The 24,797-nt window shown below is 64.3% G+C and carries 19 protein-coding genes; 7 read left to right on the top strand and 12 right to left on the bottom strand.

The features are described from left to right. The first annotated feature begins 67 nt into the window (after positions 1-67). Complete coding sequence (locus tag KF688_16070; protein MBX3427195.1) at positions 68-2,086, top strand: PQQ-dependent sugar dehydrogenase; 2,019 nt, start codon at positions 68-70, stop codon at positions 2,084-2,086. Here the strand turns inward: KF688_16070 and KF688_16065 are convergent. Beyond that, positions 2,033-3,142, bottom strand: coding sequence for a SpoIIE family protein phosphatase (locus KF688_16065; GenBank protein ID MBX3427194.1), 1,110 nt, complete (start codon positions 3,140-3,142; stop codon positions 2,033-2,035). The two genes, KF688_16070 and KF688_16065, sit on opposite strands and share 54 nt — an antisense overlap. Before the next feature lie 342 nt (positions 3,143-3,484). Between KF688_16065 and KF688_16060 the strand changes: the two genes are divergently transcribed. Further along, a complete protein-coding gene (locus KF688_16060) occupies positions 3,485-4,114 on the top strand; it encodes a MarC family protein (protein ID MBX3427193.1) in 630 nt (209 codons plus the stop codon). Between the two features lie 164 nt (positions 4,115-4,278). Beyond that, positions 4,279-5,448, top strand: coding sequence for a DUF819 family protein (locus KF688_16055; GenBank protein MBX3427192.1), 1,170 nt, complete (start codon positions 4,279-4,281; stop codon positions 5,446-5,448). Between the two features lie 25 nt (positions 5,449-5,473). Here the strand turns inward: KF688_16055 and KF688_16050 are convergent, their stop codons facing one another. Then, positions 5,474-6,631: a C40 family peptidase gene (locus KF688_16050; GenBank protein ID MBX3427191.1), complete on the bottom strand. Its 1,158-nt coding sequence runs from the start codon at positions 6,629-6,631 to the stop codon at positions 5,474-5,476. Between the two features lie 427 nt (positions 6,632-7,058). Between KF688_16050 and KF688_16045 the strand changes: the two genes are divergently transcribed. Continuing rightward, positions 7,059-7,787, top strand: coding sequence for a methyltransferase domain-containing protein (locus KF688_16045; GenBank protein MBX3427190.1), 729 nt, complete (start codon positions 7,059-7,061; stop codon positions 7,785-7,787). A gap of 118 nt (positions 7,788-7,905) precedes the next feature. Here KF688_16045 and KF688_16040 read toward each other — a convergent pair whose 3' ends face one another. From KF688_16040 to KF688_15995, 10 genes are all read right to left on the bottom strand, one after another. Next, positions 7,906-8,718, bottom strand: coding sequence for a hypothetical protein (locus tag KF688_16040; GenBank protein MBX3427189.1), 813 nt, complete (start codon positions 8,716-8,718; stop codon positions 7,906-7,908). A 72-nt stretch (positions 8,719-8,790) separates the two neighbouring features. Continuing rightward, on the bottom strand, positions 8,791-10,098 hold the full coding sequence (locus KF688_16035; protein ID MBX3427188.1) for a GTP-binding protein: 1,308 nt from the start codon (positions 10,096-10,098) through the stop codon (positions 8,791-8,793). Between the two features lie 292 nt (positions 10,099-10,390). After that, positions 10,391-10,777: a transcriptional repressor gene (locus KF688_16030; GenBank protein ID MBX3427187.1), complete on the bottom strand. Its 387-nt coding sequence runs from the start codon at positions 10,775-10,777 to the stop codon at positions 10,391-10,393. A 187-nt stretch (positions 10,778-10,964) separates the two neighbouring features. Then, entirely contained in the window at positions 10,965-11,477 is a 513-nt protein-coding gene (locus KF688_16025; protein MBX3427186.1) for a hypothetical protein, read from the bottom strand. Continuing rightward, on the bottom strand, positions 11,474-12,532 hold the full coding sequence (locus KF688_16020; GenBank protein MBX3427185.1) for a DUF1559 domain-containing protein: 1,059 nt from the start codon (positions 12,530-12,532) through the stop codon (positions 11,474-11,476). Before KF688_16020 ends, KF688_16025 begins: the two co-directional genes overlap by 4 nt. Before the next feature lie 136 nt (positions 12,533-12,668). Continuing rightward, complete coding sequence (locus tag KF688_16015; GenBank protein ID MBX3427184.1) at positions 12,669-13,631, bottom strand: DUF4922 domain-containing protein; 963 nt, start codon at positions 13,629-13,631, stop codon at positions 12,669-12,671. Positions 13,632-13,851: 220 nt separating this feature from the next. Next, positions 13,852-15,330, bottom strand: coding sequence for a glycosyltransferase family 2 protein (locus KF688_16010; GenBank protein ID MBX3427183.1), 1,479 nt, complete (start codon positions 15,328-15,330; stop codon positions 13,852-13,854). A gap of 185 nt (positions 15,331-15,515) precedes the next feature. Beyond that, complete coding sequence (locus KF688_16005; GenBank protein ID MBX3427182.1) at positions 15,516-16,688, bottom strand: DNA-binding transcriptional regulator; 1,173 nt, start codon at positions 16,686-16,688, stop codon at positions 15,516-15,518. Between the two features lie 175 nt (positions 16,689-16,863). Then, the gene (locus tag KF688_16000) at positions 16,864-18,252 is read right to left on the bottom strand and encodes a hypothetical protein (GenBank protein ID MBX3427181.1); all 1,389 of its coding nucleotides are present in this window, start codon (positions 18,250-18,252) and stop codon (positions 16,864-16,866) included. An 88-nt stretch (positions 18,253-18,340) separates the two neighbouring features. Further along, positions 18,341-19,843, bottom strand: a complete 1,503-nt coding sequence (locus KF688_15995; GenBank protein ID MBX3427180.1) for a LamG domain-containing protein — start codon at positions 19,841-19,843, stop codon at positions 18,341-18,343. A gap of 653 nt (positions 19,844-20,496) precedes the next feature. Here KF688_15995 and KF688_15990 point away from each other — a divergent pair. The 3 genes from KF688_15990 (at position 20,497) to KF688_15980 (ending at position 24,581) form a co-directional block, all read left to right on the top strand. Beyond that, positions 20,497-22,695 (top strand): PQQ-dependent sugar dehydrogenase, encoded by a 2,199-nt coding sequence (locus tag KF688_15990; protein ID MBX3427179.1) that lies wholly within the window; start codon positions 20,497-20,499, stop codon positions 22,693-22,695. 325 nt (positions 22,696-23,020) lie between these two features. Further along, positions 23,021-23,428 carry a hypothetical protein gene (locus tag KF688_15985; GenBank protein MBX3427178.1) on the top strand — a complete coding sequence of 136 codons (408 nt, stop codon included), beginning with the start codon at positions 23,021-23,023 and terminating at the stop codon, positions 23,426-23,428. Between the two features lie 73 nt (positions 23,429-23,501). Then, positions 23,502-24,581, top strand: a complete 1,080-nt coding sequence (locus tag KF688_15980; GenBank protein ID MBX3427177.1) for a DUF1559 domain-containing protein — start codon at positions 23,502-23,504, stop codon at positions 24,579-24,581. Positions 24,582-24,797 lie beyond the last annotated feature (216 nt).

The raw sequence follows: 24,797 nt of genomic DNA, 5'->3' as shown, positions 1-24,797 counted from the left end.
GAACGGATCGCCGGACCCGCTGCGCATCAAGGCGGGATCGTTCGTCTCCTCGCTTTTGTCTTGCCCCATGAATCGACGTCCCGCTCCTGCTGCGCGAATCGTGCAGATGCTGTCCGCCGCGGCGATCGTCGCCACGACCGTCGCCGCCCGCGCCGAGTTGACCCTGCGACTGCAGGACTTTGCCGCGGCTCCGATGACGGGCTCCGTCGCGTATCCGTCTGCAACGGCAAACAGCGCCTACTTGGCGCGGCTGAACTTCCTGGCCGACGATCCCCTGTCGTCCGATCGGATGTTCGTCAACGACTTGAACGGTCCGCTGTACATCCTCGACAAACAATCGAAAGAGTTCACCGAGTATCTCAACTTCAACGGTCGCGGATCGGCGGCGGGCATCTTTCCGCGGCTCTACACGGAGGCGGGTTACGCGACGGGGCTCGTCTCGTTTCAATTCGATCCCGACTACGCCAACAACGGCAAGTTTTATACGATCCACATCGAACAAGGCGGGGCCTCGACCTCGCCCGACGCCTCGTCGTTTCCGGGCTTCAACACGGCCGGCTACACGACGACCTCCTCGATCAACGCCCCGGGGTACACTGCGGCAAATGGGTTTCACAACGTGCTGGTCGAATGGACCGATACGAATCCGCACAATTCGGTGTTCGAAGGCACGGCGCGGGAATTGTTCCGCATCGGGCAAAGAACCCGGATCCATCCCATGGGGGACATTTCGTTCAATCCCAACGCCAATCCGGGCGACCCCGATTGGCGGATGATGTATGTCTCGATCGGCGACGGCGGGAACGGCGAATCGTCCAGCGTTCGCAACACTCCCCAGCAATTGGACAATCTGGCGGGGAAAGTCGTTCGCATTCGACCCGACAACGTCGACGCCGGGACTTCGCTGACCGCCAGCCCCAACGGTCGGTACTTTATCCCTGCCGACAACCCGTTCACCAGCCTCCCGCAATCCGCGGTTCGCGACGAGATCTACGCCTTGGGACTGCGGAACCCGCATCGCATGACGTGGGACGCCGAATCGGGGCAATTGATCGTCAACGACATTGGGCTCTATTCCTGGGAGGAGGTGAACCTGATCCACTCAGGCGGAAACTACGGCTACCCGGCCCGGGAAGGGAACGAACAGCTCGACAATTTCTACGGCCGCGCTCCGATTCCTGCGCCCGACCAAGTCACTTACTATCTCAATTCCTCGACTCCGTTGGGGACGACCACCCCGCTCTACCCGGTCGTGCAGTACGGCCACGGGCTGAGCGGCCAAGGTCTGCCCGTCGGCGATGCGATCAGCAGCGGCTTCGTGTATCGGGGCACGAACATCCCCTCGCTTCAGGGCAAGTTCATCTTCGGCGACATCACGACAGGGCAGTTGATGTGGGCCGATTACGATGACGTTCTGGCCGCCGACGACGGCAACCCCGCGACGCTTGCGACGATCCACTCGATCGACCTGCTGTGGGAAGCTCCCGGCGAGTCGGGCGAGCAGTTCTTCACGATGCTCACGACCGGCGGCGCAACGCGGGGACCGCTGCATCAGATCATCGAGATCGCCTATCACGACCGGGGAGGCCTGGATCCGAATCTCCCCGGCGGCGCGCAAACGACCGGCTCCTATGGCCGAGCGGACATCCGTCTGCAGGTCGACGCCGACGGCGAGTTGTACATCCTCAGCAAGAGCGACGGCATGATGCGCCGGATCGTCGAGGCGGTCGGGACGGCCGACTTTGACGGCGACGGGGCCGTGGACGGGCGCGATTTTCTGATTTGGCAACGAAACGCCGGAGCCGCCGGGGGATTGGCGCAGGGAGACGCCGACGGCGACGGGCGGATCGGTGCGGCTGATTTGGGGTTCTGGAATCAGCAGTACGCGCCGGCCGCGTCCTCGGCGACGACGGTCCCCGAGCCAGGGTCGCTGGTCGCGGCGCTCCTGGGCGGGGCCACCCTCGGCTTCATGCGCCGCCGCGTGACTGGCAAGCGCTCCGAGGGCTTCGGACACGACGACGAAACTCCGCAATCAGGTCAGGAACCGCATCTCGATCAGCGTCACGTCGTCTTGCAAGCGGATTGAATTAGAGAAGCGAAGAAGTTCTGCTTCGACTGCCTTGATGGGGAGCGGGCTTCGGGGGTAACCGTACGTCTGGAGGATGCGGACCAAGCCGTCGACGCCCAACATGGCTCCGTCGGCCGCAATGACCTCCAGCGCTCCGTCGCTGACCAGCAGCATGGCGTCGCCAGGTCGGAGTTCGCCAGTCACTTCGTCGTAGTCGGCGTCCTCGAGCATCCCCAGCGGAACACCCGATGCCTCGATCTCCTCGACCGAGTCGTCGCTGCGAAAAACAATCGCTGGAGGTCCTCCCGCGGAGGCGAATCGCACGCAGCCCGACGACGCATCGATCGTTCCGCAAATGGCCGTGGCGAACGACTCGTCCCGGACGATCCGGCTCAACTCGCGATTGACTCCCGCCGCAAATTGGGCCGGCATAAGCAGATCGGCGGATCGTCGACTCCACAACGAACTGAGATGCATCGTGTAGAGAGCGGCCGCCACCCCGTGCCCCATGACGTCGGCCAAGAGAAATCCATAGCGATCGGCGTCGAGCCGCTGGAGTGCGTAGAAGTCGCCCCCCACGATATCGTGGGGCGAGTAGGCCGTTGTGAACGCAATCCGCGGATCATGCGGCAGATCATGCTCAAGCGAGAGTTCCTGGATCTGTTTCGCCCGCATGAGATCGCCGAGGACCGTCGACATCTCGCGAAACGTCTCAACGCCGCCGACGACCACTCCCGCCTCATCATAAATTGGCGCGACCGTAACCTGCATGGGAATTCGCTGTCCGTCCTTTGCTTGGGCGAAGACGATCAACGGAACGGTGCTCGCCGCGCCTGTCGCCATGGAGCGGTGCAACGGACAGTGCTCCTCGCCGCAAAGCCGACGACCGTCCTTGTCCTCATGGCACAAGAGGTTGTCGAGGCAGCGACGGCCGACCACCTCCTCGGCGCTCCAGCCGGTGATCCGCTCAGCCGGTTTGTTCCAGTACACGATCCGACGATCCCGATCGCAGACGTAGACACCCTCGGCCAGGGAGTCGAGGATGACGCTTGAGGCGGCCAATTGCGGGTCCATGGTGCGCTCGACATGTAGGAGGAGGGCAGCGAAAGGAGCGTGCAAATTCGCACATCGGCAGCGATCGCCGCAGGGAATTTCGGCGGCCTCGCAAGGAGCTATCTTGCAACCTCAAGCGGAGTGCACATTCTGCGCCGCGACGAGGCTCCGCAAACAGGTTCTCGCCCCTGCTTCGCGGAGCGTCGGGTCGGCTTGTTTCTCGGGCTTCGGTTCGGGTTCCCTAGCCATCCTCTCGATGTCACGGGAAGAAGAGACGGGACAAGCCTGCGGTACGAAATTCGCACTGATCGACATGCCGGCGGTCGTCACGCTGGGCACATCTTTCTCGTGGCGAGGTCTGGTTTGGACAATCATCTTGATTTCTGCATCCGAGCAGTGATCTCGCTCATGGTGATCGCGTGGCCGGCCGATCCGGTCAATCTGCTGTTCTTCAACCACGCCATCGACCCCCAGCCGCAGCGCCGGATCAAAGCGGCCGCGACGGTGTCGCTGTATGTGGCGCTGGTGCTCGGCGGTTCGGCCCTGGCAGGTCGGCACTTGCTGGATCTGCTGGGGGTCGATCTAGATGCGTTCGGCGTCGCTGGCGGATTGATCATCGCCCTGATCGGCTTCGAAATGCTCTACGGCGGCGCAGCGAGTCTAGCTCAAGGACAGCGATTGCGGCGAAAAGGACCTATGGGCGACGACGCGCTGTTGATTCCGCTCACGATCCCGCTTATCGCGGGGCCGGGCGCCATTGCGACGACGATCTCGATCACCTCGCAGCGCGAGGCGCCGTGGGGGTTGTTAGCGGCGCTGATCAGCGTCGCGATCGTGGTCATCGCCACGTTTCTCACCTTCGCTTGGCTCGGCCATCTGGTCGCCCAAGTGAAGCCGACGGTGATGGCATTGCTCGCCAGATTGGGAGGGCTGCTGTTGGCGACGTTCGGCGTCCAAATGCTGTTGGGAGGGTTGAGGAACTTCTTCCAGTGAGCCGCCGCAAGGCGGCTCGCCCCTCTGCGACGAACCGTACAATGCCGGTTGCGTCGCAGCGCGGCTGAGAACTATGCTCTGTCGAGACACACTCCGCCAGCCATGATCGCCGATCGAGGCGAGGCTCGAGCGGGCGAGCCGAACCTTTCTCGACGAGCGTTTCCATGACCTCTTTTCCCATTTCCAGCGACCTGGGAGTGCTGTCGACGCTGTGCGGCGTGTGCGCCTTGTTCTTTTGGTTGGAGAGAGGGTTGCTGCGACGGCTGTCGCAATACGTTCCGCCGCTGATCTTCATTTACCTTGTCCCGGTGCTCCTTTCGGCCGCCGGGTTGCTGACGACCCGTTCACCGGCGTACGACGCGATCGGCGATTTCGTCCTGCCCATGATGCTGGTGTTGCTGTTGCTCAACGTGAACGTGCGGGGAGCGGCGAGCGTGTTGGGACGAGGCGTGGGAGTCATGTTGTTCGGCACGCTGGGAGTCGTGGTCGGGGCGCCAATCGGGTTTCTGCTCGTCAAGCACTGGCTGGGGCCCGACTCGTGGAAGGCGTTCGGGGCTCTCGCCGGGAGTTGGATCGGCGGCACCGGCAACATGGCCGCCGTTGCGCAGATGATCGACGCCAGCGGCGCCGACGTGGGGCTGGCGGTGATCGGCGACTCGACGATCTATCTGCTCTGGCTGCCGCTGTTGTTGGCCTCGAAGCACTGGGCCGAGCGGTTCGGCTCGTTCACCGGGGTCGAGAAGGATCGGCTGGCGAACATGACGACCGCCGCCGCCACGGTCCGCACCGACAAATCGGCCCCCGCGGCGGCCGACTATCTCGCATTGCTCTTCACCGGCTTCGCAGCGACCTGGATCGCCCAAGCGGCGGCTGAGAAATTGCCGGTCGCTGAACCGTACCTCAGCGCATCAACGTGGCGGATCCTGCTTATCACGGCGATCGGGATCAGCCTGTCTTACACCCCGCTGCGAACGATTCGCGGGAGCCACGAATTGGGGATGGCCCTGGTCTATTTGTTCGTGGCGCGGATGGGCGCCACGGCCGATCTGGCTCAGGCGGCCGGGCAGGCGCTGCCTTTCCTGCTCGGGGCGAGCGTGTGGATCTTCATCCACGGGGCGTTTTGCCTATTGGGCGCCAAGTTGCTGAAGGTCGACGTCCATACGGCGGCCATCGCCAGCGCGGCGAACATCGGCGGAGCGGCGTCAGCCACGATCGTGGCCTCGCACCACCAGGAATCCCTCGTGCCGGCCGCGGTGCTGATGGCCTTGTTGGGCTACGCGATCGGCAACTTCGCCGGCTATCTGGCGGCGCTGCTCTGCTGGCTGGTCTCTTGAGCCGTCGGCGGTCAAGTCCGCCTCGCTACCATAACCGCTTGGCGAACGCGAACGACGCGTCGCGTTTGGGGTCGTACTGGTCGTGCTCGGGATTGAAGCTGCTGATCTTCACCTGCGGCAGTTCGGCGTGCACGAATCGATCGTCGCCTAGGTACAGGCCCGTGTGCGAGATCTTTCCGACGGGGCTGATGAAGTACAGCGTGTCGCCGCGGCGCAACCCTGCGCGATGCCAGCGCGTGGCGGTCAGGCGGCCAAGATAGAACTGCTGGTTCGCGTCGCGCGGCAAATGAAAACCGATCGAGGCGAAGGCGATCTGAACAAGCCCCGAGCAATCGATTCCCGCGGCCGTTTTGCCTCCCCAATGGTAGGGAGTCTCCAGCAGTCGAACGGCCGCGGCGATCGCCTGCTCGATCTCGGCGGCAGGGGGCTCGACGGGCTGTCGCTTTTCCGCCGGGACGGCGACAGTCGCTCCGGTCGGCAATTCACAGACGCCGGCGTCGCCCGGTTGGACCTTGAGAATCGCGCCGACGGGCAGCGTCAGCCCTTTGTCGACCGCGTGGTCGGCGATCATTCGCACATGCGGCCCCGCGACGTACGCATCAAATTCATCCCGCCCGACGCACTCGATCGCGGCGGCGGCGACGTAACCCAAGTAGCCCTCGCCGCTGTGAACCAACACGTGGTCCCCGTCCTCCCGCAGCAGGTAGAGCGGTTCGCCGAAGAGACAATCGGTGACGACCTCGCGCGGCCGTTGCGGGCGATCGTAACTGAGCGCGTGCGTCGTCTTGACGACGCCGTACCGTTTGTCGCCAAGGGTCGCCGCAGGAAGCGTCTCCAGTCGGTTGTCGATGTCTGCAAATCCCAGCAGTTCGAGATACTCCTGCAATCCGCTGCGAGTCTCGGGAAACTCGACAAACCCGACGAGCGTCACGCGGCCGTCGTCCGCAATCGTGGGTTCAACGCGAAAAGCGACGAGACGCGGATCGTTGGCCGCCTGCGCGCGAAAGTGAGCGACGTACTGCGGCAATCGCTCGGGCCGGCCTTGGAGATCGGGTTCGATCTGCTTGGCGAAACGCTCCAGACCGCTCGTCGACGGGGGAGGCGGAACAACCTGCGACATGGCCTCTTCTCGAATCAGAGCCGCGACAAGCAACATCAGAGCCAACAACGGAAGGTCTCTCATGGCAACTCAACGTGCAAACGGATCGTTCACCTGCGAACGGTCTTGGCGGAGCGAACGGAGCTGGTCGCGGTCGGTGCGACGACCGATTCGACTTGCCCGAACCAGAACGCGGTTCAGACTAGATCACCGTCGTCGGCGATGCCAGCCGGCGACGGCGATTGCTGCGCAGGTGCGAGAAGCGGCTGCGGAGAATCGAACTCGTCCGGCAAGTCGTGATACCATTTGCCAATTTGACGGGGGTGGCTGGGATCGAACGAAGTGAGCCCCCAGGGGATCCCCTGGGGGCTCCGCTGCGCTGCGACCCCAGCCACCCTTTCAAGATCGCAAATGGTATCACGACCGTCCGGCGAGCTTGGTTGCCGCTGGGCGCCACCGGCAGTATCCTGCCAGAGTCAATTCAGGGCCGTCGCCAAGGAGCCGATTCGTCATGCCAGCACGGAATATTGTGCGATTTTTCGCCGTCCTGCTCGCCTTGGTCGGAGTCGTTCGCACCGTCGGGCAAACGCCCCAGGCGCCCGCCGACGCCGCTGCGGCGACCGTCCCGGCGGACATCAACGCCCCGTTTCTGGCCCGAGACATCGACGTCGAGGAGTGGGTGCGGCGGTTCGAGGTCGAGAGCCGCGAGATCTTCCGCGCCTATCCGACGATCGTCTCGCGACTCAAGCTGCAGCCGGGAGAACGAATCGCCGACGTCGGCGCCGGCACGGGGCTGTTCATCGAATCCTTCTCACGCGGGGTCGGTCCCGACGGTTGGGTCTACGCGATCGAAATCGCCCCCACGTTCCTCGAACGAATCGGCGCCATGGCCGAGATCCGCGGGCTGACGAACGTGACGCCCGTCCTCGCCGCGCAGGACGACGTCCGTTTGCCTCCCGACAGCATCGACGTCGCCTTCATTTGCGACGTCTATCACCATTTCGAGCAACCGCAGGCGTCGCTGGCCTCGTTGCGGCGGGCGCTCAAGCCGGGCGGTCGGCTGGTGGTGATCGATTTCGAGCGCATTGCCGGAGTCTCGCGCGAGTGGACGTTCGAGCACGTCCGCGCCGGCAAGGAGGTCTTTCGCAGCGAGATTGAAGCGGCCGGCTTTCGCTTCAAGGAAGAGGTTCTCGTCCGCGAGTTCAAAGAGAATTACTTCCTTGTCTTTGGCAATCCGTGAGCGCTGCGTTGAGCAAAGCAAGCTCCTGCTGTCAGAGGATTCGGCAATCTTGAGCGAGTTTTGCTGCAGTAGACGAAAGCCCCGGCAGGCGCACAACCTGCCGGGGCCTCTGGCGAGTTCAGCCAAGCTGGCGCCGCACCGCCCCGAGGACCAGCACGGCGACCGCCCCCAAACCGATCGCGGTCGGCTCAGGAACCTGGCGGACGTCGAGGAAGAAGCGGCCCGAATTGCCGAACGTCCCCGAGGCGTCGGTGAGCCGGAACTCGGCCCAGTAGTTGCCGACCGGCGCCGCGGCGTCGACCCAGAGCACGGGGGTGAACGAAAACAGTTCGTCCCCCTCGCCCACATGGACGTCGCCGCCCACGAGCAGGGCGTCAGGGTCGGTCAGCGAGCCGACCTTCAAGTGGGGCGAACTGACGCTAAGCAGTTCCAGGTGGACGTCGGCCGCGCCGAACGGGTCGTCCCACCGTCCGCCGCTGCTGCCGTAGAGGATCGGGTCGACGCCAGCGAGCGAATGGACGTTTCGCAACTCCAGATTCGAGTAGTCAAGACCGAGCACGTGCTTGGTCGCGTTCTTGCCCGCGTAGGCCCCGGAGCCCGGCAATAGAGGCAACCCTGGTTGTCCCGTGGAGGTCTCCGGCAGGCGGTTGTTGGCGTTGGTGTCGTTGAGCGTCGGCGTCGCTGACGGTCCCGAATACACGTACTGGCCGATGCCATGGTAGTGGTCGCCGTGGTTGTAGAGCAACGTGAGCCGATTGAAATTGGGATTATCGGGATAGAACCCCCCGCCATCGGCCAAGGGAGCCGAGAACGGCGCCGTGCGCGAATCGATGCCGACGTAGTACTCGGCAAGTTGGGCTCGCGCGGACCCGATTCCGATCCCCAGCAGCGCCGCCAACAGCGCGCAGGACCGTGCCAACTGGACATTCATGAGATCAACTCCTCAGGTGATTCGCCCGCCGCTGCGTTCCGCCACGGAACGCCACCCGGCCGGGCGAAAGGTTCAGTTCCGCGATTGATCGCCGTCGCGAAAAGCGGCGGGCGGTTCGGCCGGCGACTCGTCCATGACGATCGTGTCGTCGTCGCTGGCCGTCTCGATGGCCGGCAGAGGGTCGACGAAGCGACTCCACCCGTCCGGCCCGGCGGCGAATTCCTCGTCGGTCAGCAGACAGCCTTCTAGGCAGCTCTCGATGACGACTCGGTCCATCTCGATGCCGATGAACACAAGTTCCTGGCGTCGATCGCCGTACGGACCGGCGAAATCGCTGCGGATTTCGGCGACGAGTTCCGGATCCTCCGGCCACTCGCACTCGTCGGCCGCGTCCCACCAAGTGCCGACCGGGTTGAGTTGCACCGACACGCCGGCTTGGGACCACGAGTAAGCCCAATCATGCCGCGAGGCGATCCAGAGGAACCCCTTCGAGCGGATCACCCCGGCCAGCACTCCGTCCTCGCGATCGAGCTGTTCCCAGAGACGCTGCGGATGAAACGGCCGCCGGGCCCGATACGCGAAGCTCGTGATGCCGTACTCGTCGGTTTCGGGCTCCTCCGCGCCGCGGGGAACCTCGAGCCAACCCGGCTGGGCGCCGGCGGATTCGAGGTCGAACCGTCCCGTGTCGAGCAGCCGTCGCGGCTCGATGCGTCCGCGTACCGTGCGGATCACCTCCGCTCGGGGGTTGAGATTGCGGAGCACTCCCTCGAGGGCGGTCAACTCGTCCTCGGAGACGAGGTCGCATTTGTTGAGCAGGAGCATGTCGGCGAATTCGATCTGATCCACCAACAGATCGACGACGTTGCGTCGATCCTCTTCCCCTAGTCCGATTCGGCGATCGGCCAAATCGTCGATGCTTCCGAAGTCTGTCAGGAAGTTGCAGGCGTCGACGACGGTGACCATCGTGTCGAGTCGGGCGACGTCGCCGAGGCGACGCCCCTGCTCGTCGGCGAACGTGAACGTTTCGGCGACCGGCATCGGCTCGCTGACGCCCGTCGATTCGATCAGCAGGCAGTCGAACCGTCCCTCGTCGGCCAGGCGGGCGACTTCCTTGAGAAGGTCTTCGCGGAGCGTGCAGCAAATGCAACCGTTGGTCATGGCCACGAGCTTTTCTTCCGAACGGCTGAGAGCCGCCTGACCGCCGCGGACCAGAGCGGCGTCGACGTTGATCTCGCTCATGTCGTTGACGATGACGGCCGCGCGAAGACCGTCTCGATTCGCCAAGACGTGGTTGAGAACAGTCGTCTTGCCTGCCCCGAGAAAGCCGGAGAGGACCGTGACGGGGAGGAGTCGGGGCAAGTCGGGGAGAGAGGCGGACATGGCGGCTTTTCGGCAACGGAAGTGAATAAGCATACATAGTACATGTGCAATTGCTTTGCAAAGAATACCCGCAATGCAATTGGATTGCAAATAGATAATTGCAAATTCTTCTCGTTACGAAGAAAACGCCTTTCCGGCCCAGGCACGCCGGGTCAGGCGGGGCGGTTCAGGACCCCGGTTCGAGAACTCCGGCCATGGCGCGTCCGGACTGCGCCGGCATGCCGAGCGGGGCGGACCCGAAGCGAGCGGACCTCAAGCCGGTCGAGCAGCGCCGGCGTCGCGCGACAAGCCGCTATTTGCCGAGGCAAGTCCCGCAGTGACCCTTGAGGAGCACTTCGGTGATTTCGCCCAACTGATCACGCCGCGGTCCGCGGCTGGGGGCGAGACGAAACGAGAAATCGTCGAGGCACGAGACCTTGCCGCAGTCGATGCACATGAAGTGCGGATGCTCCAGCCGATCGTCCCCCGTTTCGTGCCGAAGCTCGAAACGGCGCACCTGATCGCCCAGATCCAGTCGACTGACCAACCCCGCCTCGGCCAGTTCCTGCAGCGAGCGGAAGATCGTGGATTGGTCGAAGCCGAAATCCTCGAGCTTTGCGACCACGTCGGCGTGACTGGTCGGTTGCGTCGCAGCCGCCAATTGCTGCAGCACCGCCACGCGGGCGGCCGTGCTGCGCATCCCGGCGCCTTTCAGCAGTCCCTTCGCCCATGTTACGTCGTGCTTGGCGGCAGCGGATTTCACGGAAACGACTCCCGTCGGGACAAGGGCGATGGGACAAGCCAGCGTCTAAAAAGCATTCTTGCGTCTTTGCATTAAGATTGCAAATGCAACGATTCTGCCGACCGCGCTCGGAGAGGCGACGACTTTACTCGGCCCGCCCCGAGCGGCGGGGAGCCGGATCGCTCCTCGGCGGAGCCAACGAATCGACGATCAGGTCCGCCTGATTTGACGCCGTCGCCTTGACCTCGATCCGCAGCGGAGAGGTCGCGTATTGTGCGTAGAGCGGGGAAACCAGCGGCACGGCGCCGTGCGCGGCGTGGGCTGCGCGATCGGCTTCGGCGACGTCGGCGGGGGGAGCCAACGGAACGCTCTCCGGCCGCGCCAACTGCACGACGATTACCTGATGGAACCCTGCGACGGCCCCGTCGTCGTTGGCGTAGACGCCGAGCCGAAACCGCCCTTGCCGATCGAGCACGCCGCGGGCGATCTTGCCGGAGGCTTCCGATCGGCATTCCACGCTGCCGAACCGCACCGGCGAACCGTCGCGAAACGTGACCGTCCCGCTGACGGGATAGGTCGGCTCGCGGCCGTCGCCGCACCCTGACCCAAGAGCGACCATCAGCGACAGCAGCAGTCGCTTCGTCCTCAGGCGATTCATAGCAGCCCCGGCCACCAGTCGGGAAAGACCTCGTCGGCGCCGGAGGCGTCGGAACGGTGGCACCACCCTTTGAGTACGACCGTGTCGATCAGCACGTCGATGCTGCGGACCGAACCGTCGGCGAGCACGAAGGGGCAGTTCTGCGGGTGCCAACTGCCGAACCCCAAGATGCCGACCGACGCGTCCTCGGGGCCGCGGGCGAGGGGGACGCTCGGTCCTCCGATCCGCGCGAACGCGGTCAGATCTTTGCCGTTGTACAGCGGCCCGTTCTCGGGAGCTTGTGCGAGTCGCTCGGCAGGAATGTGCATCTCGCCGGCGAGGAACGTGTTGCTGGCTCCGTCGAGCACGTCCTTCAGCCGCACCTTGTCGCGCGCCCCGCCGGGACGAAGACCGCGGCATTCAGGCCGGCTGGAAATAATCACGCCCGTCCCGTTTCCCCCGCGCCAGTAGTCGGTTTGACTGCCGTAGGACCCGCCGGTGAAGTCGCCGTGATTGCCGGCGTAATCGCCGGTCACTCCGCTGGTGAGCCACGTGGTTTCCAATCCGCTGCAACCGCAGGGATAGGTCACGACTTCCTCGGTTGCGCCCGAGGCGATGACCGACTCGCTCAACGTGCGTCGCGACGGGCAGACGAACACGTCGGGCCCGAACTCGCGCAGCTCCGTGGGATGCTCCTCGTAAGGCAGACTGAAGTCCCACTGGGCGTGGGCGGAACCCTGCTCGAGGTACCCGAGGATGCGAGCGAACCAGGAGGGTTGCGTCGTCTCGCACTCAATCTCGTCCCAATTGCGGATTCGCAGCCGGGCCGGGGGAAAGTGCCCCAGGGCGTCGTGATGGTGCAGAGTCGCCAGCCCGATTTGCCGCAGGTTGTTTCGGCACTGGGTCGCCCGCGCCGCCTCTCGAGCCGCTTGCACGGCCGGCAACAGCAGCGCGATCAGCCCAGCGACGATGCCGATCACGACGAGCAACTCGATGAGAGTGAAGCCGCTGCGGCGCACAGCGGTCGCCGACCGCAAGCGGGAAGAACGGGCGCTCGACACGGAGGAGGGGACCATCGGCGAATATTCCGGCAAGAATCGTCCAGCGGGCTGGCGACGCAGGGCATGCGATCGACGACTTCCTCTAATATAGCCCGAATAGCGGGAAAGCGGCAAAGTGGCGTGTTTTTCGATGTCTCAGCGTCTCAGCGGCTCAGCGGGGGCCGATCGACAGCGCCGCGATCAGCCGCTCGAACTGCGGGCCGGCCAGACTCACTTCCTCGTAGATCTCCTCGACGACGCGATCGTCGACCCGGGAGTAGTGGGCTTCTTCGGTGGCGACCACGATCCCGCACATCTCGAGGATCGCCGGGCTGATCAGGATCTGGTCCGGCTCCGGCTGAAAGTAGCACACCGGCCGATGGGCGGCGCGCGGGAACAGCACGACCAGATACTGCCGACCGTCGAAGCGAGCGATGAGGTTGAGCATCGGCTCGGCGTCGCTTGGGTCGAGTTCGGCAAGCGCAGCAATCGTGACGTCGACGTCGCGCTGGATCCGCGCCGGGTCGGCGCCGGCGAAAACGACCATCCGGCGACTCCGGCTCGTGTGGGCGAAGTGCGGACGACGCTGCTTGGGCGGGAACTGGGCAAGAATCGGGATCTCGCTCGCCACGGCGGCCTGGAAATGAAGGTGATCCGGCGCCGAGGCGCCGCAGCGAGGACCGTTGTAGAGCGCCGCAAGATCGGGGCTCAGGTCCCGAGCGAGTCGCAAATACGCGTCGACCCGCCCCATGATCCGCTGGGGCTGATGATCGCGCGAGGCGATCGTGGCGTGGAGCGGCAGAATCGGAAAGGGATTCGGAAGGACGACGAAGTCCTCGAACGCCACGCCCCGCTCCTCGGCTGGCATCTTGTCCGGGCAAAGAAAGCAGGCCCTGGCCGCGACTGCTTTCGCGTCGGTCTTGGCCAAGGTCGAGCCGCGCCGCGCCGGGTTGCGTTGCACGATCACGGTCGAAATGTCCGTCGACAGCGTCTTCCGCTGCAAATGGGCGAGCGCGGCTTCTCCGTCGCGCAGCGCAGGCCAAGTCGCTCGCTGTTGGACGAACAAACCGTCAATGCGCTGCCGCAGGGGGACGGTCGGGCCTGGGTCGATTTCGAGGATGTTTCGCCAGGGCATGGGCGTTCGTCGGAAAGCAAGCGACTCTGCAACTCAATTCGACGCACAGCCGAAAAGGCCGACGCGAGGAGAAACCGGATCGTCGCCAACTTGCGTTGCAGCAGATCCGACGCGACGGGCCGAGACGACCGACTTCAACCGGTCGTCCGACTCGACGCAATCTCAACGACGCAATCCGCGCTGTCCGCAGGTCCTGGGTCCTCCACGGCGAACCGCCGCATCACCCGGTCTTCGCCGCCTGCCGACGAGCGGCCAGCTCGATCGTTCGGACGCGATCCTTGTACGACGCATATCGGTTCTGCGTTTCCAGCGGCAGGGCATGGTCGGTGTTTCCTTCCCAGCGGCGACACCAATAGAGCGAATCGTAGATGCGGCCGATCGGATACTGCCGGCTCATTCGCAGCGCGACCGCGTAGTCTTCGCCGAAACTGACGTTCGGAAACCCGATCGTCCGCAAGGTCGGCACATGAAACGCCCGCGGGGCGCCGAGCCCGGCGATCCGCAGGGCGTTGTTGTGCCCGTTCTCGGGAGTCCACTCGCGATGGTCGATCAGCCCCGGCGGAATTGGCTGCAACTCGAAGTTGCAGATTGTGTACGAGCCGACCACAAGGGCGTATCCTCCGCGACGAAACTCCGTCACGAACCGGGTCAGCACGTCGGGGCTCGAGTAGATGTCGTCGCTGTCGAGTTGCACGGCGTAGCGCCCGCAGACTGCGGCGTGAATCGCTTCGTTCCAACAGCCGCCGATCCCCAGATCGACCCGAGCGGGGATCAGGTGGACGAGCCGTTCGCTCGTCGCGGCCAATTCGCGCAGCACGTCCGTCGTCCCGTCGGTCGAGTGATTGTCGACGACAATCACGTTGAAGGCGAAGTCGGCGAGTTGCGACAGAGCGCTCTGGACCGCATCGGCGACGGTGCGCACGCGGTTCCGCACCGGAATCACGACGCTGCATTCCACGGGAAACTCCCCTCCCTCGACGGGCGGCGCAGTCGGCGGCGGCAGCCACGCGTCGATGCGGCGAAGGTGCGCCGTGGCGATTCGCTCCATCTCAAGCTGATAATCTCGGTTCCGCGGATCGACGTAGCTGAAGTGAGCCTCGCCCGCGGTTCGCTGCTCGACGGAGCACACTGCGTAGGTCGGCTCCGGAAGCCGAACGACCGGGCCGCGCTCGCTTGCCCGCAGACGCAGGTCGTACCAGCCGCCAAAGGCGTCCGAGACGCCGTCGGCCCGGATCGCCTCGGCAAGCCCGGCGACGGCGTCTCGGCTGAGCAACACGACGCGCCCGAAATCGAAATCGTCGCGAATGCTCCCTGCCTGATAGTCGATAAGCGGGTGAAGCGTCGCGGCGCCGTCGGCCTGCATGTCGTAGTAGTCCGAGTAGAGAATCGCGGCCCGCGAGTCCTCGGCGGCTTGCGCGAGACGGAGCAGTCCGGACGCGGTCAGTTCGATTCCCGGGGACGGCGCCCACAGCAAATGAGACGCCTTGGTCCCGGCGAACCACTGCAACGTCTCGACGACTCCGGCAGCCGATCGCAACGACGGGGCGTCCAGCCGGGCGCAAGCGGCGAAAGGAGCTTTGTTCCCCGGCGGAACCGTCGCTGCCACGCTGCCGAGGAGGGGCGAAGCGGCCAACCGCTCCCAAGCAGCGACTTCGTGAGCGTCCCCGTCCAGGGCCAACGCCGCGGCGATCAAGGTCATGGCAGAGGTCTCGTGACTGCAAACACGTCAACAGCCCCCCATGCTACCGCCGCCCTTTCCGGCGAACAATCGGCGAGGAGACTGTCAGTTTGCGCACGAGTTTCTCCACTTCATGGCAGCTTGGGCGATTGTCGCGCCGACCGCTTGCTCCCGAGAGACGACTCGCGAGCCTGCCGAAACCGGCGCTACGTTCGATGCTGCCGGCGGATTTGCGAGGGGGTCTTGCCGACCCATTTCTGGAAGACCTGCGCCAAGTAGGCGTTGCTGCTGAAACCGGCGGCGGCGGCCACGCGGGGGATCGGCAAGTCGGTTTCCATCAGCAACCGGCGCGCCCGCTCGACTCGCACCCGCTGCAACTCGTGATAAGGCGATCGCCCGACGACGTCGCGGAACCGAATCTCGAGCGTTCGCCGCGACATGTGCACGTGCCGCACCACGTCGTCGACGCCAATGTTCTGCCCCGCATGATCGTGGATGAAGTGAATCGCCGCCGCAACGTCGGGGTCGTACTGCGCGGTGGCCTGCGTGGAGCGGCGCTCGACGACGCCGATCGGCTCGACGGTCACCCGCTGCGGCTTGCGACGCCGGCCCGCCATCAGGTCGTCGAGCAACGCCGCGGCCCGGTATCCCCCGGCGTCGGAGTTCAGGGCCACGCTCGACAATGGCGGCATGGCAAGCTCGCACAGCAGTTCGTCGTTGTCGACCCCGACGACTGCCGCCTCAAGCGGCGACTTCACCCCCGCCGTCAGGCAGGCGTCGAGCACTTGCCGCCCGCGATCGTCGTTGCACGCCATCACTCCGATCGGTTTGGGGAGCGCCGCCAACCACTCGGCCAGCACGGCCTGCTCCCGCTCCCAAAATTGTTTCTGCTTGTTGCGCGGGCCTTCGTACACCAGGGCGTCGAAACCTCGCTTCTGCAGAGCGGAGCGGAAACCCGCCTCTCGGTTGTGCGACCAGATGCGACCGTGCTCGCCGACATAGGCGAATTGCTTGAAACCGCGGTCGAGCAAATGCTCGGCCGCCATCCGGCCCGCTTCGACGGAGTCGGACGCCACCTCGCTGAATCGTTGCAGCTCGGGCATGTCGAGCGGAATGTTCTGCGACACGTCGAGAATGATCGTCGGCAGATTGGCGGCGCACACGTCGCGAGCGATCGCCGGCGTTTCGAGCCGGGCGATGATCCCGTCGCCGCTCCACTGTTTGATTCGCGGCAAATGCTGGGCGAAATCGCCCGGAGTGATGTAGAACTCCCACGGCCCGTGATGCTTGGCGTAGCGCGAAATGCCGCGCAGCAGCCCTCGCCCGTAACCCCGCGACGTTTCGATGAGCAGGGCGACCTTCGGCGTCTTAAGTGGCATAGACCGCTGCGACGGAGTCAATAGGACCGTGACGCCTGACTGGACCGTTTGTGATACCGACCGGCGGTGAAAAAAGAAATCCCCGTGCGGCCTGCCCCCTCGACGCGTCGGCGCCGAACCGCACGGGGACTCGATTTTAGGGCGGGAGTCGCTTCGCCGGTGCGAAGCCGAACCCTTAGCGACGGGCGAAGCCCAACAACGACAGACCGGCCAACGCGATCAGCATTGCCGACGGCTCGGGGACTCCCGCGGCCACGGCGGTCGCCGACGGCTGACCGTAGCTGGTCTTCCAGTTGGCCAAGTCGGCGGCGTTGACAGCCCCGTCATTGTTGGTGTCGCCCTGGGCGTTGGTGGCCCCGCTGGTCGCGCCGAAATTACGCTGCCAGATCAGGAAGTCGCTGCCGTTAACGATGTTGTCGTTGTTGAAATCGGAATCGGTCGCTCCCGTGACGTAGTTGACCGCGCTCTTGGCGACCGTTCCGTCGGTCAACGAATACTGAAACCGGAGATCCGTCGCCCCGACGCCCGTGTTGAAGGCGTTGCCCAGGCTGAGCGTGGCGTTGGGGGCAAGCGTCGTCGAGCCGCCGAGAAACAACTCGCTAAGCACGTTGCTGGTCACCCCGCCCGCTTCGTCCCAACTCTCCCCTTGGCCGCCGCCGACCGCGTCGATGTTCTGGTCGCTCAGGCTGTTCCAGTTCGTGGTGCTCAGCGTCCCTGCGGCGCTGGTGATTTGGTAGTAGTCGAACGAGAGCGGGACGGCCGTCGCGTTGCGCAGCCCCACGGCCCCGGTGACCGTGTTGACGTCCAACACGAGCGTCTGCTTGAAATCCTGCCCGAGCGCATAGCTGGCCTGGACCTCCGAGGCGGACAAGGCCGTGTCGTAAATCCGGAACTCGTCAATGCGCCCGTTGAAGTTCGGGTCGCCGGGATACACCGCCTCGCCCAGCAAGGCGAACGCATTGCTGACCGACGCCAGCGACTTGGTCAGCGCCACCGTTCCGGCTTGGACGCCGTTGTGGTACAGCGTCATGTTGCCGCCATTGGCGATCGTGACCGCGATGTGATGCTCGATACCGGTCGAGAGCGTCGGCCCCCCGACGGCGAGTTCCTCGCTTAAGTAGCCGGGATCAGCGTCGGAAATCACGGCCCGATGGTCGCCGGGCCCGCTGCTCGGCGAGTAGAAGATGTAGTTCCTGCCCAGATTGTCCGGACTCGTGTCGCCGAAGTCGTAGATGCGTTGCCACCCTTGCGCGACGTCCATCGTGAACCACGTTTCGAGCGTGACGGCCGAGTACGTATTGATCGCGATCGTCGGTCCGGGAAGGCTGACGTAGTCGTTCACTCCGTCGAGATCGACTTGGCCGTCGAACGTGACGGTCGGACCGTTGACGAAGGTCCCGTGGGCCGCGCCGACGGAGTCGTTCGCCGTGCCGTCGTTGAAGGTGTACTTATGGGTCAACGCCCCGTAGGCGGGCGTCACGCCGGTCAAAATTGCAACCGCCGCCGTCCCGGCCAAACCGGCCGCGGCGCGAGTCGCCCAATTCATTGCAGTCCGCAGATTCATCGTGGGGAAACCTTATTTCAATTGGAGTTGCGAATGAGATGGTCCTGTTGATGACGTCCTCGAGCTGGCGCGTGTGCAGCCAGCGAGCCTAACGTCGGCGCCGAAGTCCGACCACGGTCGCGGCCGCGAGGACCGCCAGCGCGACGGAACCCGGCTCGGGAACCGCGCCGACCAAAGCGTTGAACGCCGCCAAACCGTTGACGGCGATGAAGTCCTCCTTGAACAGCCGGAAGTCGAGGACGTCGTTGCGCAGGTCGCCGTTGACGTCGCCCTTGAGGTACGTCGAAGCCGCATTCGGATCCGTGAGCGTCGTCAGGTGGTTGCTCAGCAGGATCTGGTAGTCGACCTCATCGATCTCATTGTCGAAGTTGAAATCGCTTCGTTTGAACGGCTCACCGCCGTTGCCGGTGTAGACGACGTTGACCGGGGTGGTCGCCTCGATGCCGTTGACGAGAATGCCCAGGGTCATCGTGACGTCTTCGCGGTAGGACTTGAGCCACCCGCCGGCTGTCGAGAGGGGGAGCGAGGTCGTGCCGCCGGCTCCCAGAAGACCGCCGTTGTCGCCGCCGCCGTCGATCGGCTCTTCCTCCGACCACGTGAAGTTCGTCGCAGTCAGAACGTTCCAGACGTCGTTATCGTCGAACGACGAGCCGCTGTCAGAGTCGGCGTTGTCGGCGATCGTGCGCCATTGGGCCGGGTTGAGAGCCCCGCTGGCGGAGTTAATCTCGTAACGGAACATTTCATGCGGGGCGCCCTGCTTGCTGAGCGTCATCGCGCCGGTGTCGCGGTCGATCGTCAGCGTGGCCACCCCGGGACTGCCGGTGCCCACCGGGCCGGTGTTGAAGTTGGTCGTCACTTCGGTCTGGGTCAATGCCGTATTGTAGATCGCAAATTGGTCGATCGATCCCTTGAAGAAGGGGTCGTTGTAGAGCGATCGCCCGAGGTAGACGACCTCGTTGCTGAGTTGAGACAGAGAGTTGCTTCCTAGCGCCGTCGAACCCTGCAGCACGCCGTCGAGATACGAACTGATCGTCGTCGAGTTGATCGTCACCACCCAATGGTGGAGCAGATTGTCGGCGATTTGGGCCACGCCATTGACGCCGGTCTCGTTCTCGAACCGATCGTTGGTGATCGCAGCCCGCATAGCGGCCGGTCCGCCGCCGCGGGTCGGCTGCATCATGATGTACTGGTGGCCGGACCAGGGGGCCTCGTTTCCGCCCGTGTTGGTCGTGTGCCGGCCGAGCGCCGCGGCCATCGTGAACTGGCCGGTCGGAATCGCGTTGGACGTGTCCGACTTCAGCCACACCTCGATGCTCGCGGCCGTGTAGGTGTTGATGGCGATCGTCGCCGCGTCGAAGCTGACGTGGGGGCCCATGTTGTTGGCCGAGGTGTCGGGAGTGTTGATCGGCCCGCCGCCCAGAATCGCTTCTCCCCCCGAAATCGTGGCGCCGCCGACGAGCGTGCCGTGGGCGCCGCCGACCGAGTCGTTCGCCGTGCCGTCGTTAAAGGTGTAAAGGTGCGTGACCGCCCCCCAAGCATTCGTCGCCGAAACGAGGACCGCCGCGACGCCTGTCAACAATCGTCGATTCACAATTCCGTCTCCTTGTCGTCTGAAGCAATGGTGTGTCGATCGCCGTCTTGACCGCGCCCCTCAGTCAAGAAAACGCCGGTAATGTCCTGATTTCCGAGGAACGGTCGGTCGCTTGACTCTTGCGGGCTAAGCAGGCTCGCCTGCGGGTTGCCGAAAAGCGTCCTCGAGGATCAAACCCAAATCCACGGAAATCTCGCGCAGCTGCGAGCAACGAGAAGAACGTCGCCGTTTGAAGAGTCGCTTAAGCAGCTTCGCGTCCGTGCAACAGCAAGCAGGGAAGCCCGCCGTGGCCTGTCCTGAACGAAAAGCGGGAAGACCTGCCCGTCTGCAGCCCTTCGCGTTCGGGCCCGATTATGAACTGCCGAGCGCGCGGACGCCAACCAACTCTCCGCACAACATCTTTAGATATCGCGCAGGACGTTTGTTCGCGGCGACTAGAGCGCTTAAGGTGACTGAAGGAGAAGTCGTCGAGATGCATTTCGGCGACACGCCGCCGCCTTGTCTTCATCGCATTCGCCGCCTGACTTCTGCTTGCGACCTCGGTCGCTGTCCGCTCTGCGTCGCCGACGGTCGTCGTACCTTCGGTCGAGATGTCTTCCGCGCGTCCGAGCGACCGACGCCGCCCGGACCATCGCTTCTGGCCGCCACTCACGATGGACATCCTTGCAAGATCGCGCCGGGTTCGCCCGGACTCCTCGCCGGCGAAGTTTCTGTTCGCCTGCCTGTTGACGATCGGCGCCGCCGACGCCGACGCCCAGGGCTACCGACTCGAACGAATCGCCTCGGGCCTCAGCCAGCCGACCTACGTCACGCAGGCCCCCGGCGACCCGGCGAACATCCTCTACTTTGCCGAGCGAACCTCCAACACGATCGGCGGCTTTTCGGCGATCAACCAGATGGGCAAGGTCTGGCGATACGACGTCGACACGCGGACCAAAACGGTCGTGCTCGACTTGTCGCACCGGTCGGTCACTAACGACACGGGTCTGCAGACGATCGCCTTCAGCCCCGATTTCAACACGCCCGGCGCCCCGACCTACGGCAAGATGTACGTCTCCAGCAGCGAGCGCAGCACCACCGCGATCAATCGGGTCGAAGAGTACACGATGAACCCCGACGGCACGTTCGGCTCGGTGCGGACCATCCTCCGTTACAACAACAACGCGCAGAACAACCACACGGTCAACTGGATCGGGTTCGATCCTACAGCGACGGGGGCCGAGCGCAATCATCTCTACATCTCCGCCGGCGAAGGCTCGTTCGGCAACGCGTACAACGGGGGGACGAGCCCCACGGGCCGGCCGTCGCAAAACCCCGCCGACCTGCAAGGCAAGATCCTGCGCGTCGACGTCTCGGGCGACTCGTATCTCGGCAACGGGAACAAGAACTTCTCGATTCCGTCGACCAATCCGATCCCCGCCTACAACGCGGCGAACCCCGGTTCGCCGATCTCCGGGCTGGGGGAGGTCTGGATCACCGGGGTCCGCAACGGCTACCGCGCCAGCTTCGACCGGGAGACCGGCGACTTCTACTACGGCGACGTCGGCGAGAACGCCGTCGAGGAGGTCCATTTCATCAAGCAGGGTTCCAACCTCGGCGGTCCCCCCGTCGATCTCGGCTGGCCGCAATGGGAGGGGACGTTCGAGAGCAACGTCTCCGGCGCCCCCCACTTGCCGACCAACCCGTTCACGGGCGTCGAATCGCTCGATCCGATCCAGCAGTACTCCCACGCCGACGGCCTGGCCGTCATCGGCGGATACGTCTACCGCGGGCCGATCGAAGAATTGCAGGGGAAGTACTTTTACGCCGACTTCGTCCGGTCACGGTACTGGTCGCTCGAATACGATCGCAACGAGACCCCCAACGGCAACAACGGCGTCGTCACCGAGTTGACTTCGCTGTGGCAATCGCTGGTCTACGACCCGACCGATCCGACGTACATGCCCAGTTCGAATCAAAACGATCTGCCCGGGCTCGACAAGATCGTGTCGTTCGGCGAGGACAACGCCGGGAATCTCTACATCGTCGACTTCGGCAACCGCTCGGGGACGCAAAACAGCTTCGACGGTCAGTATCCCGCCGCCGGCTTGGGCGAGATCTTCAAGCTCGTCCCCTACCTGACGGTGACTCTCACGGTCGATCGCATGACGGGGGGAATGGCCTTGTCGAACCCCACCGGCGCCGCGGTCGACATTCGCGGCTACGCGCTCGCCTCCCCCGCGGGGGCGATCAACGCCGCCGGGTTCGACACGCCGATCACGGGTTTTGCCGACGCGGCGGGAACCGGCGCCGTCGACCAGACGAACAACTGGCAGATCACCTCGCCGGCGGGCGATTTCTACTCGTTCGCCGAGAGCTCGCTAGGGACCGCCGGGCTTCTCGACGACGCTCAAAGCGTGACGCTCAGCTCGGCGGGTGGGTGGCTCGCCTCGCCGACCGAGGACCTGTTGCTGACGATCACGCTGGGCGACGGCTCGACCATCCCCGGGACCGTGAAGTACGTCGGCAACGACGGCAACCGCTTCGCCCGCAGCGATTTGAACGCCGACGGCGTCATCGACGCGGCCGACTGGCCGGCGCTGCGCGACAATCACCTGACCAGCCTGACGGGCTTGTCTCCGGTCGCCGCGTACCGCGCCGGCGATCTGGACGGCGACGGCGACAACGACGTCGCCGACTTCCGGCTGTTCAAGGCCGACTACGAGGCGGTCCACGGGCCGGGCTCGTCGGCCCTACTGGGAGCGACGGTCCCCGAGCCGTCGGCGACGGCTTTGGCCGCAGCCGCGGCGTGCGCGGTCGGCTGGCAAGGTCGCCGCCGACCCGCCAAGCGGTTCCGATCAAGAGACAAGTGAGCTAAAAAATGTCGGGATTCGACATGTCTGCTGCGCATTTTCTGTTTTTTTTATACGCATCATTGTAGTGACTCCGGGACGCAAACCGGCGATTATTTAGGTAGCTCATCATCCTCTGCCGAGCCCCACGGTCCTGTCCTCGCCGACGGACCGCGGGTGCCGATCGCTCCCGCGCCATGCGCCATCGCGCCGGGAGCGACGCAGACTTGCGATTGCGTTCACGTTGTCTCGTCCGATTCGGTTGCTCCTCGTTTCCAGGACCGTCGTCCCGCGCATGATCACTTGTTCGCGTCCCGCAGCATGTCCCCCGGTCGGATCCGCGCCTGTGCGAGGTCGCGCCGGTCGCCGCGCTTGGGCGACGCTCGCGGCGCTGGGGCTGTTGGCCGGTTGCGGCGGCTCGAACTCCACGGTGCACCTGCACGGGAAGGTGACCCTGGGAGGCCAGCCGATCCCGGCGGACGCGAAGGCGTCGATCACGTTCGCCCCCCCCGGCGGGTCCGAAACGAAGGCCGTATCGGTCCCGATCGTCAACGGCGAGTACGACTCGCCGGCGACGCCGGTGGGCACATTGCGAGCCTATTTCAACATTACCCGTGAGGTCGGTCCGCTTAAGAAGAACGAGCGGACAGGGGGTGAGTATCGCGACGAAGTCAACTTGGTGCCGCCCAAGACATCGACTGGGGTTGAAGTTGTCGTCTCAGGCGAGAATCTCGATCAACATTTCGATCTTTAGCAGCATCCGTTCGCCGTTTATTGTGACGGATTGTCAAGCCGCCCTTTGATTCGGGGCAACAAGGAAAACGGACATGAAACATCGACTTAGCCAATCGAGGGCCTTCACGCTGGTCGAACTTCTGGTGGTGATCGCCATCATCGGCGTGCTGGTCGCGCTGTTGTTGCCGGCGATCCAAGCGGCCCGCGAGGCGGCCCGCCGCTCGCAGTGCCTCAACAACCTGAGGCAGTTGAGCGTGGCTATGCTCAACTACGAGTCGGCCAAGAAGGGATTGCCGCATCTGGCGAAGCACTGGTCCAATGCCGAGATGACCGCAACCTACGGAGCCGGCGGGGTTCAAGGCAGTTGGTATGACGACCATGGATGGTATCTGCCCCTCATGCCCTACATCGAGCAACAAGGAATCGTCGCTGTTGTCGACGTGACCAAATCGTTTAGCCATGCCGCTAACGAAGCCGCTCGGCGAGCTTTCGTCCCGCTCTATGCCTGCCCAACTGACATTGGGCTGCAACGCAACGAATGGGGCAGCGTATATTGGGCTCGCGTACGAAGCAACTATGTCGTCAACGGCGGCAATACGGTTTACGGCCAACATCTTCTTGGAGGTTGCCCAGGGGAATTCCCCAACTGCATCACCTTTGGCGGGGCCCCGTTCATACCGAAGAAAGAAGGGAAACTCGCCGCGATCACTGATGGTACGGCCAACACTCTTATGATGTCAGAGGTCTTCGTCCTACCCGAAACCGCGAACTGGGGCGGGCCCTACTCGGACGCCCAGACGGCTTTGGGAGGTCAGATGTTCACAGGCTACCAAACTCCCAACACAACGGTTCCCGATGGCCTCGATCGGCAGTCATGGTGGTGGTCGCCTAACCAAGACGTGAGGGACGCCTGGGCCGCCGCAGAATTGCCAAGCCCCCCTGCATCTCCTCTGAACATTCCTCGGAGCAATGACGTCCCTGCCGAAGCCAGAGTGGACAACCAGCATGGTACGAAACAAAACTATGTGAGCGCTCGCAGTCGGCATCCCGGCGGCGTCAACGCGTCGCGCTGCGACGCCTCCGTTGCGTTCTACACCGACAGCATCGATCGCTTTGTATGGAACGCCCTCACGAGCGCCGCCGGGGGCGAGACGGTCAGCATCGGGAACTGACGGCTGCCGCTAGGCGACGACGGCCATCGATTCAGGCGCCGGCAGCGTCGCGCTTCGCCGGCGCCTTGGTCTTTTGTCCTCGCTATCGTCCTGCAAGCGCGATCGCCAGGCCTGTCGTGCCGGCTCGCTTGCCTTCACCATCGACAGCCCTCTTGTTACGTGTCATGTCAGGCTTTGCCCCCGATCACGAGCCGCAGGCGCCAGTCCCGAGCAAAC

The sequence above is a fragment of the Pirellulales bacterium genome (assembly GCA_019636345.1).
In the GTDB taxonomy this organism is placed as follows: Bacteria; Planctomycetota; Planctomycetia; order Pirellulales; family Lacipirellulaceae.
The sequence above is the reverse complement of the archived record's forward strand: the minus strand, read 5'-3'. Positions and strand labels throughout refer to the sequence as shown.

Bases quoted from the DNA above. Each gene is read 5' to 3' on its own strand.
- KF688_16070 (MBX3427195.1), top strand. From the start codon at position 68: ATGAATCGACGTCCCGCTCCTGCTGCGCGAATCGTGCAGATGCTGTCC.
- KF688_16065 (MBX3427194.1), bottom strand. From the start codon at position 3,142: ATGGACCCGCAATTGGCCGCCTCAAGCGTCATCCTCGACTCCCTGGCC.
- KF688_16055 (MBX3427192.1), top strand. From the start codon at position 4,279: ATGACCTCTTTTCCCATTTCCAGCGACCTGGGAGTGCTGTCGACGCTG.
- KF688_16050 (MBX3427191.1), bottom strand. From the start codon at position 6,631: ATGAGAGACCTTCCGTTGTTGGCTCTGATGTTGCTTGTCGCGGCTCTG.
- KF688_16045 (MBX3427190.1), top strand. From the start codon at position 7,059: ATGCCAGCACGGAATATTGTGCGATTTTTCGCCGTCCTGCTCGCCTTG.
- KF688_16040 (MBX3427189.1), bottom strand. From the start codon at position 8,718: ATGAATGTCCAGTTGGCACGGTCCTGCGCGCTGTTGGCGGCGCTGCTG.
- KF688_16035 (MBX3427188.1), bottom strand. From the start codon at position 10,098: ATGTCCGCCTCTCTCCCCGACTTGCCCCGACTCCTCCCCGTCACGGTC.
- KF688_16030 (MBX3427187.1), bottom strand. From the start codon at position 10,777: ATGCGCAGCACGGCCGCCCGCGTGGCGGTGCTGCAGCAATTGGCGGCT.
- KF688_16025 (MBX3427186.1), bottom strand. From the start codon at position 11,477: ATGAATCGCCTGAGGACGAAGCGACTGCTGCTGTCGCTGATGGTCGCT.
- KF688_16020 (MBX3427185.1), bottom strand. From the start codon at position 12,532: ATGGTCCCCTCCTCCGTGTCGAGCGCCCGTTCTTCCCGCTTGCGGTCG.
- KF688_16015 (MBX3427184.1), bottom strand. From the start codon at position 13,631: ATGCCCTGGCGAAACATCCTCGAAATCGACCCAGGCCCGACCGTCCCC.
- KF688_16010 (MBX3427183.1), bottom strand. From the start codon at position 15,330: ATGACCTTGATCGCCGCGGCGTTGGCCCTGGACGGGGACGCTCACGAA.
- KF688_16005 (MBX3427182.1), bottom strand. From the start codon at position 16,688: ATGCCACTTAAGACGCCGAAGGTCGCCCTGCTCATCGAAACGTCGCGG.
- KF688_16000 (MBX3427181.1), bottom strand. From the start codon at position 18,252: ATGAATCTGCGGACTGCAATGAATTGGGCGACTCGCGCCGCGGCCGGT.
- KF688_15990 (MBX3427179.1), top strand. From the start codon at position 20,497: ATGGACATCCTTGCAAGATCGCGCCGGGTTCGCCCGGACTCCTCGCCG.
- KF688_15980 (MBX3427177.1), top strand. From the start codon at position 23,502: ATGAAACATCGACTTAGCCAATCGAGGGCCTTCACGCTGGTCGAACTT.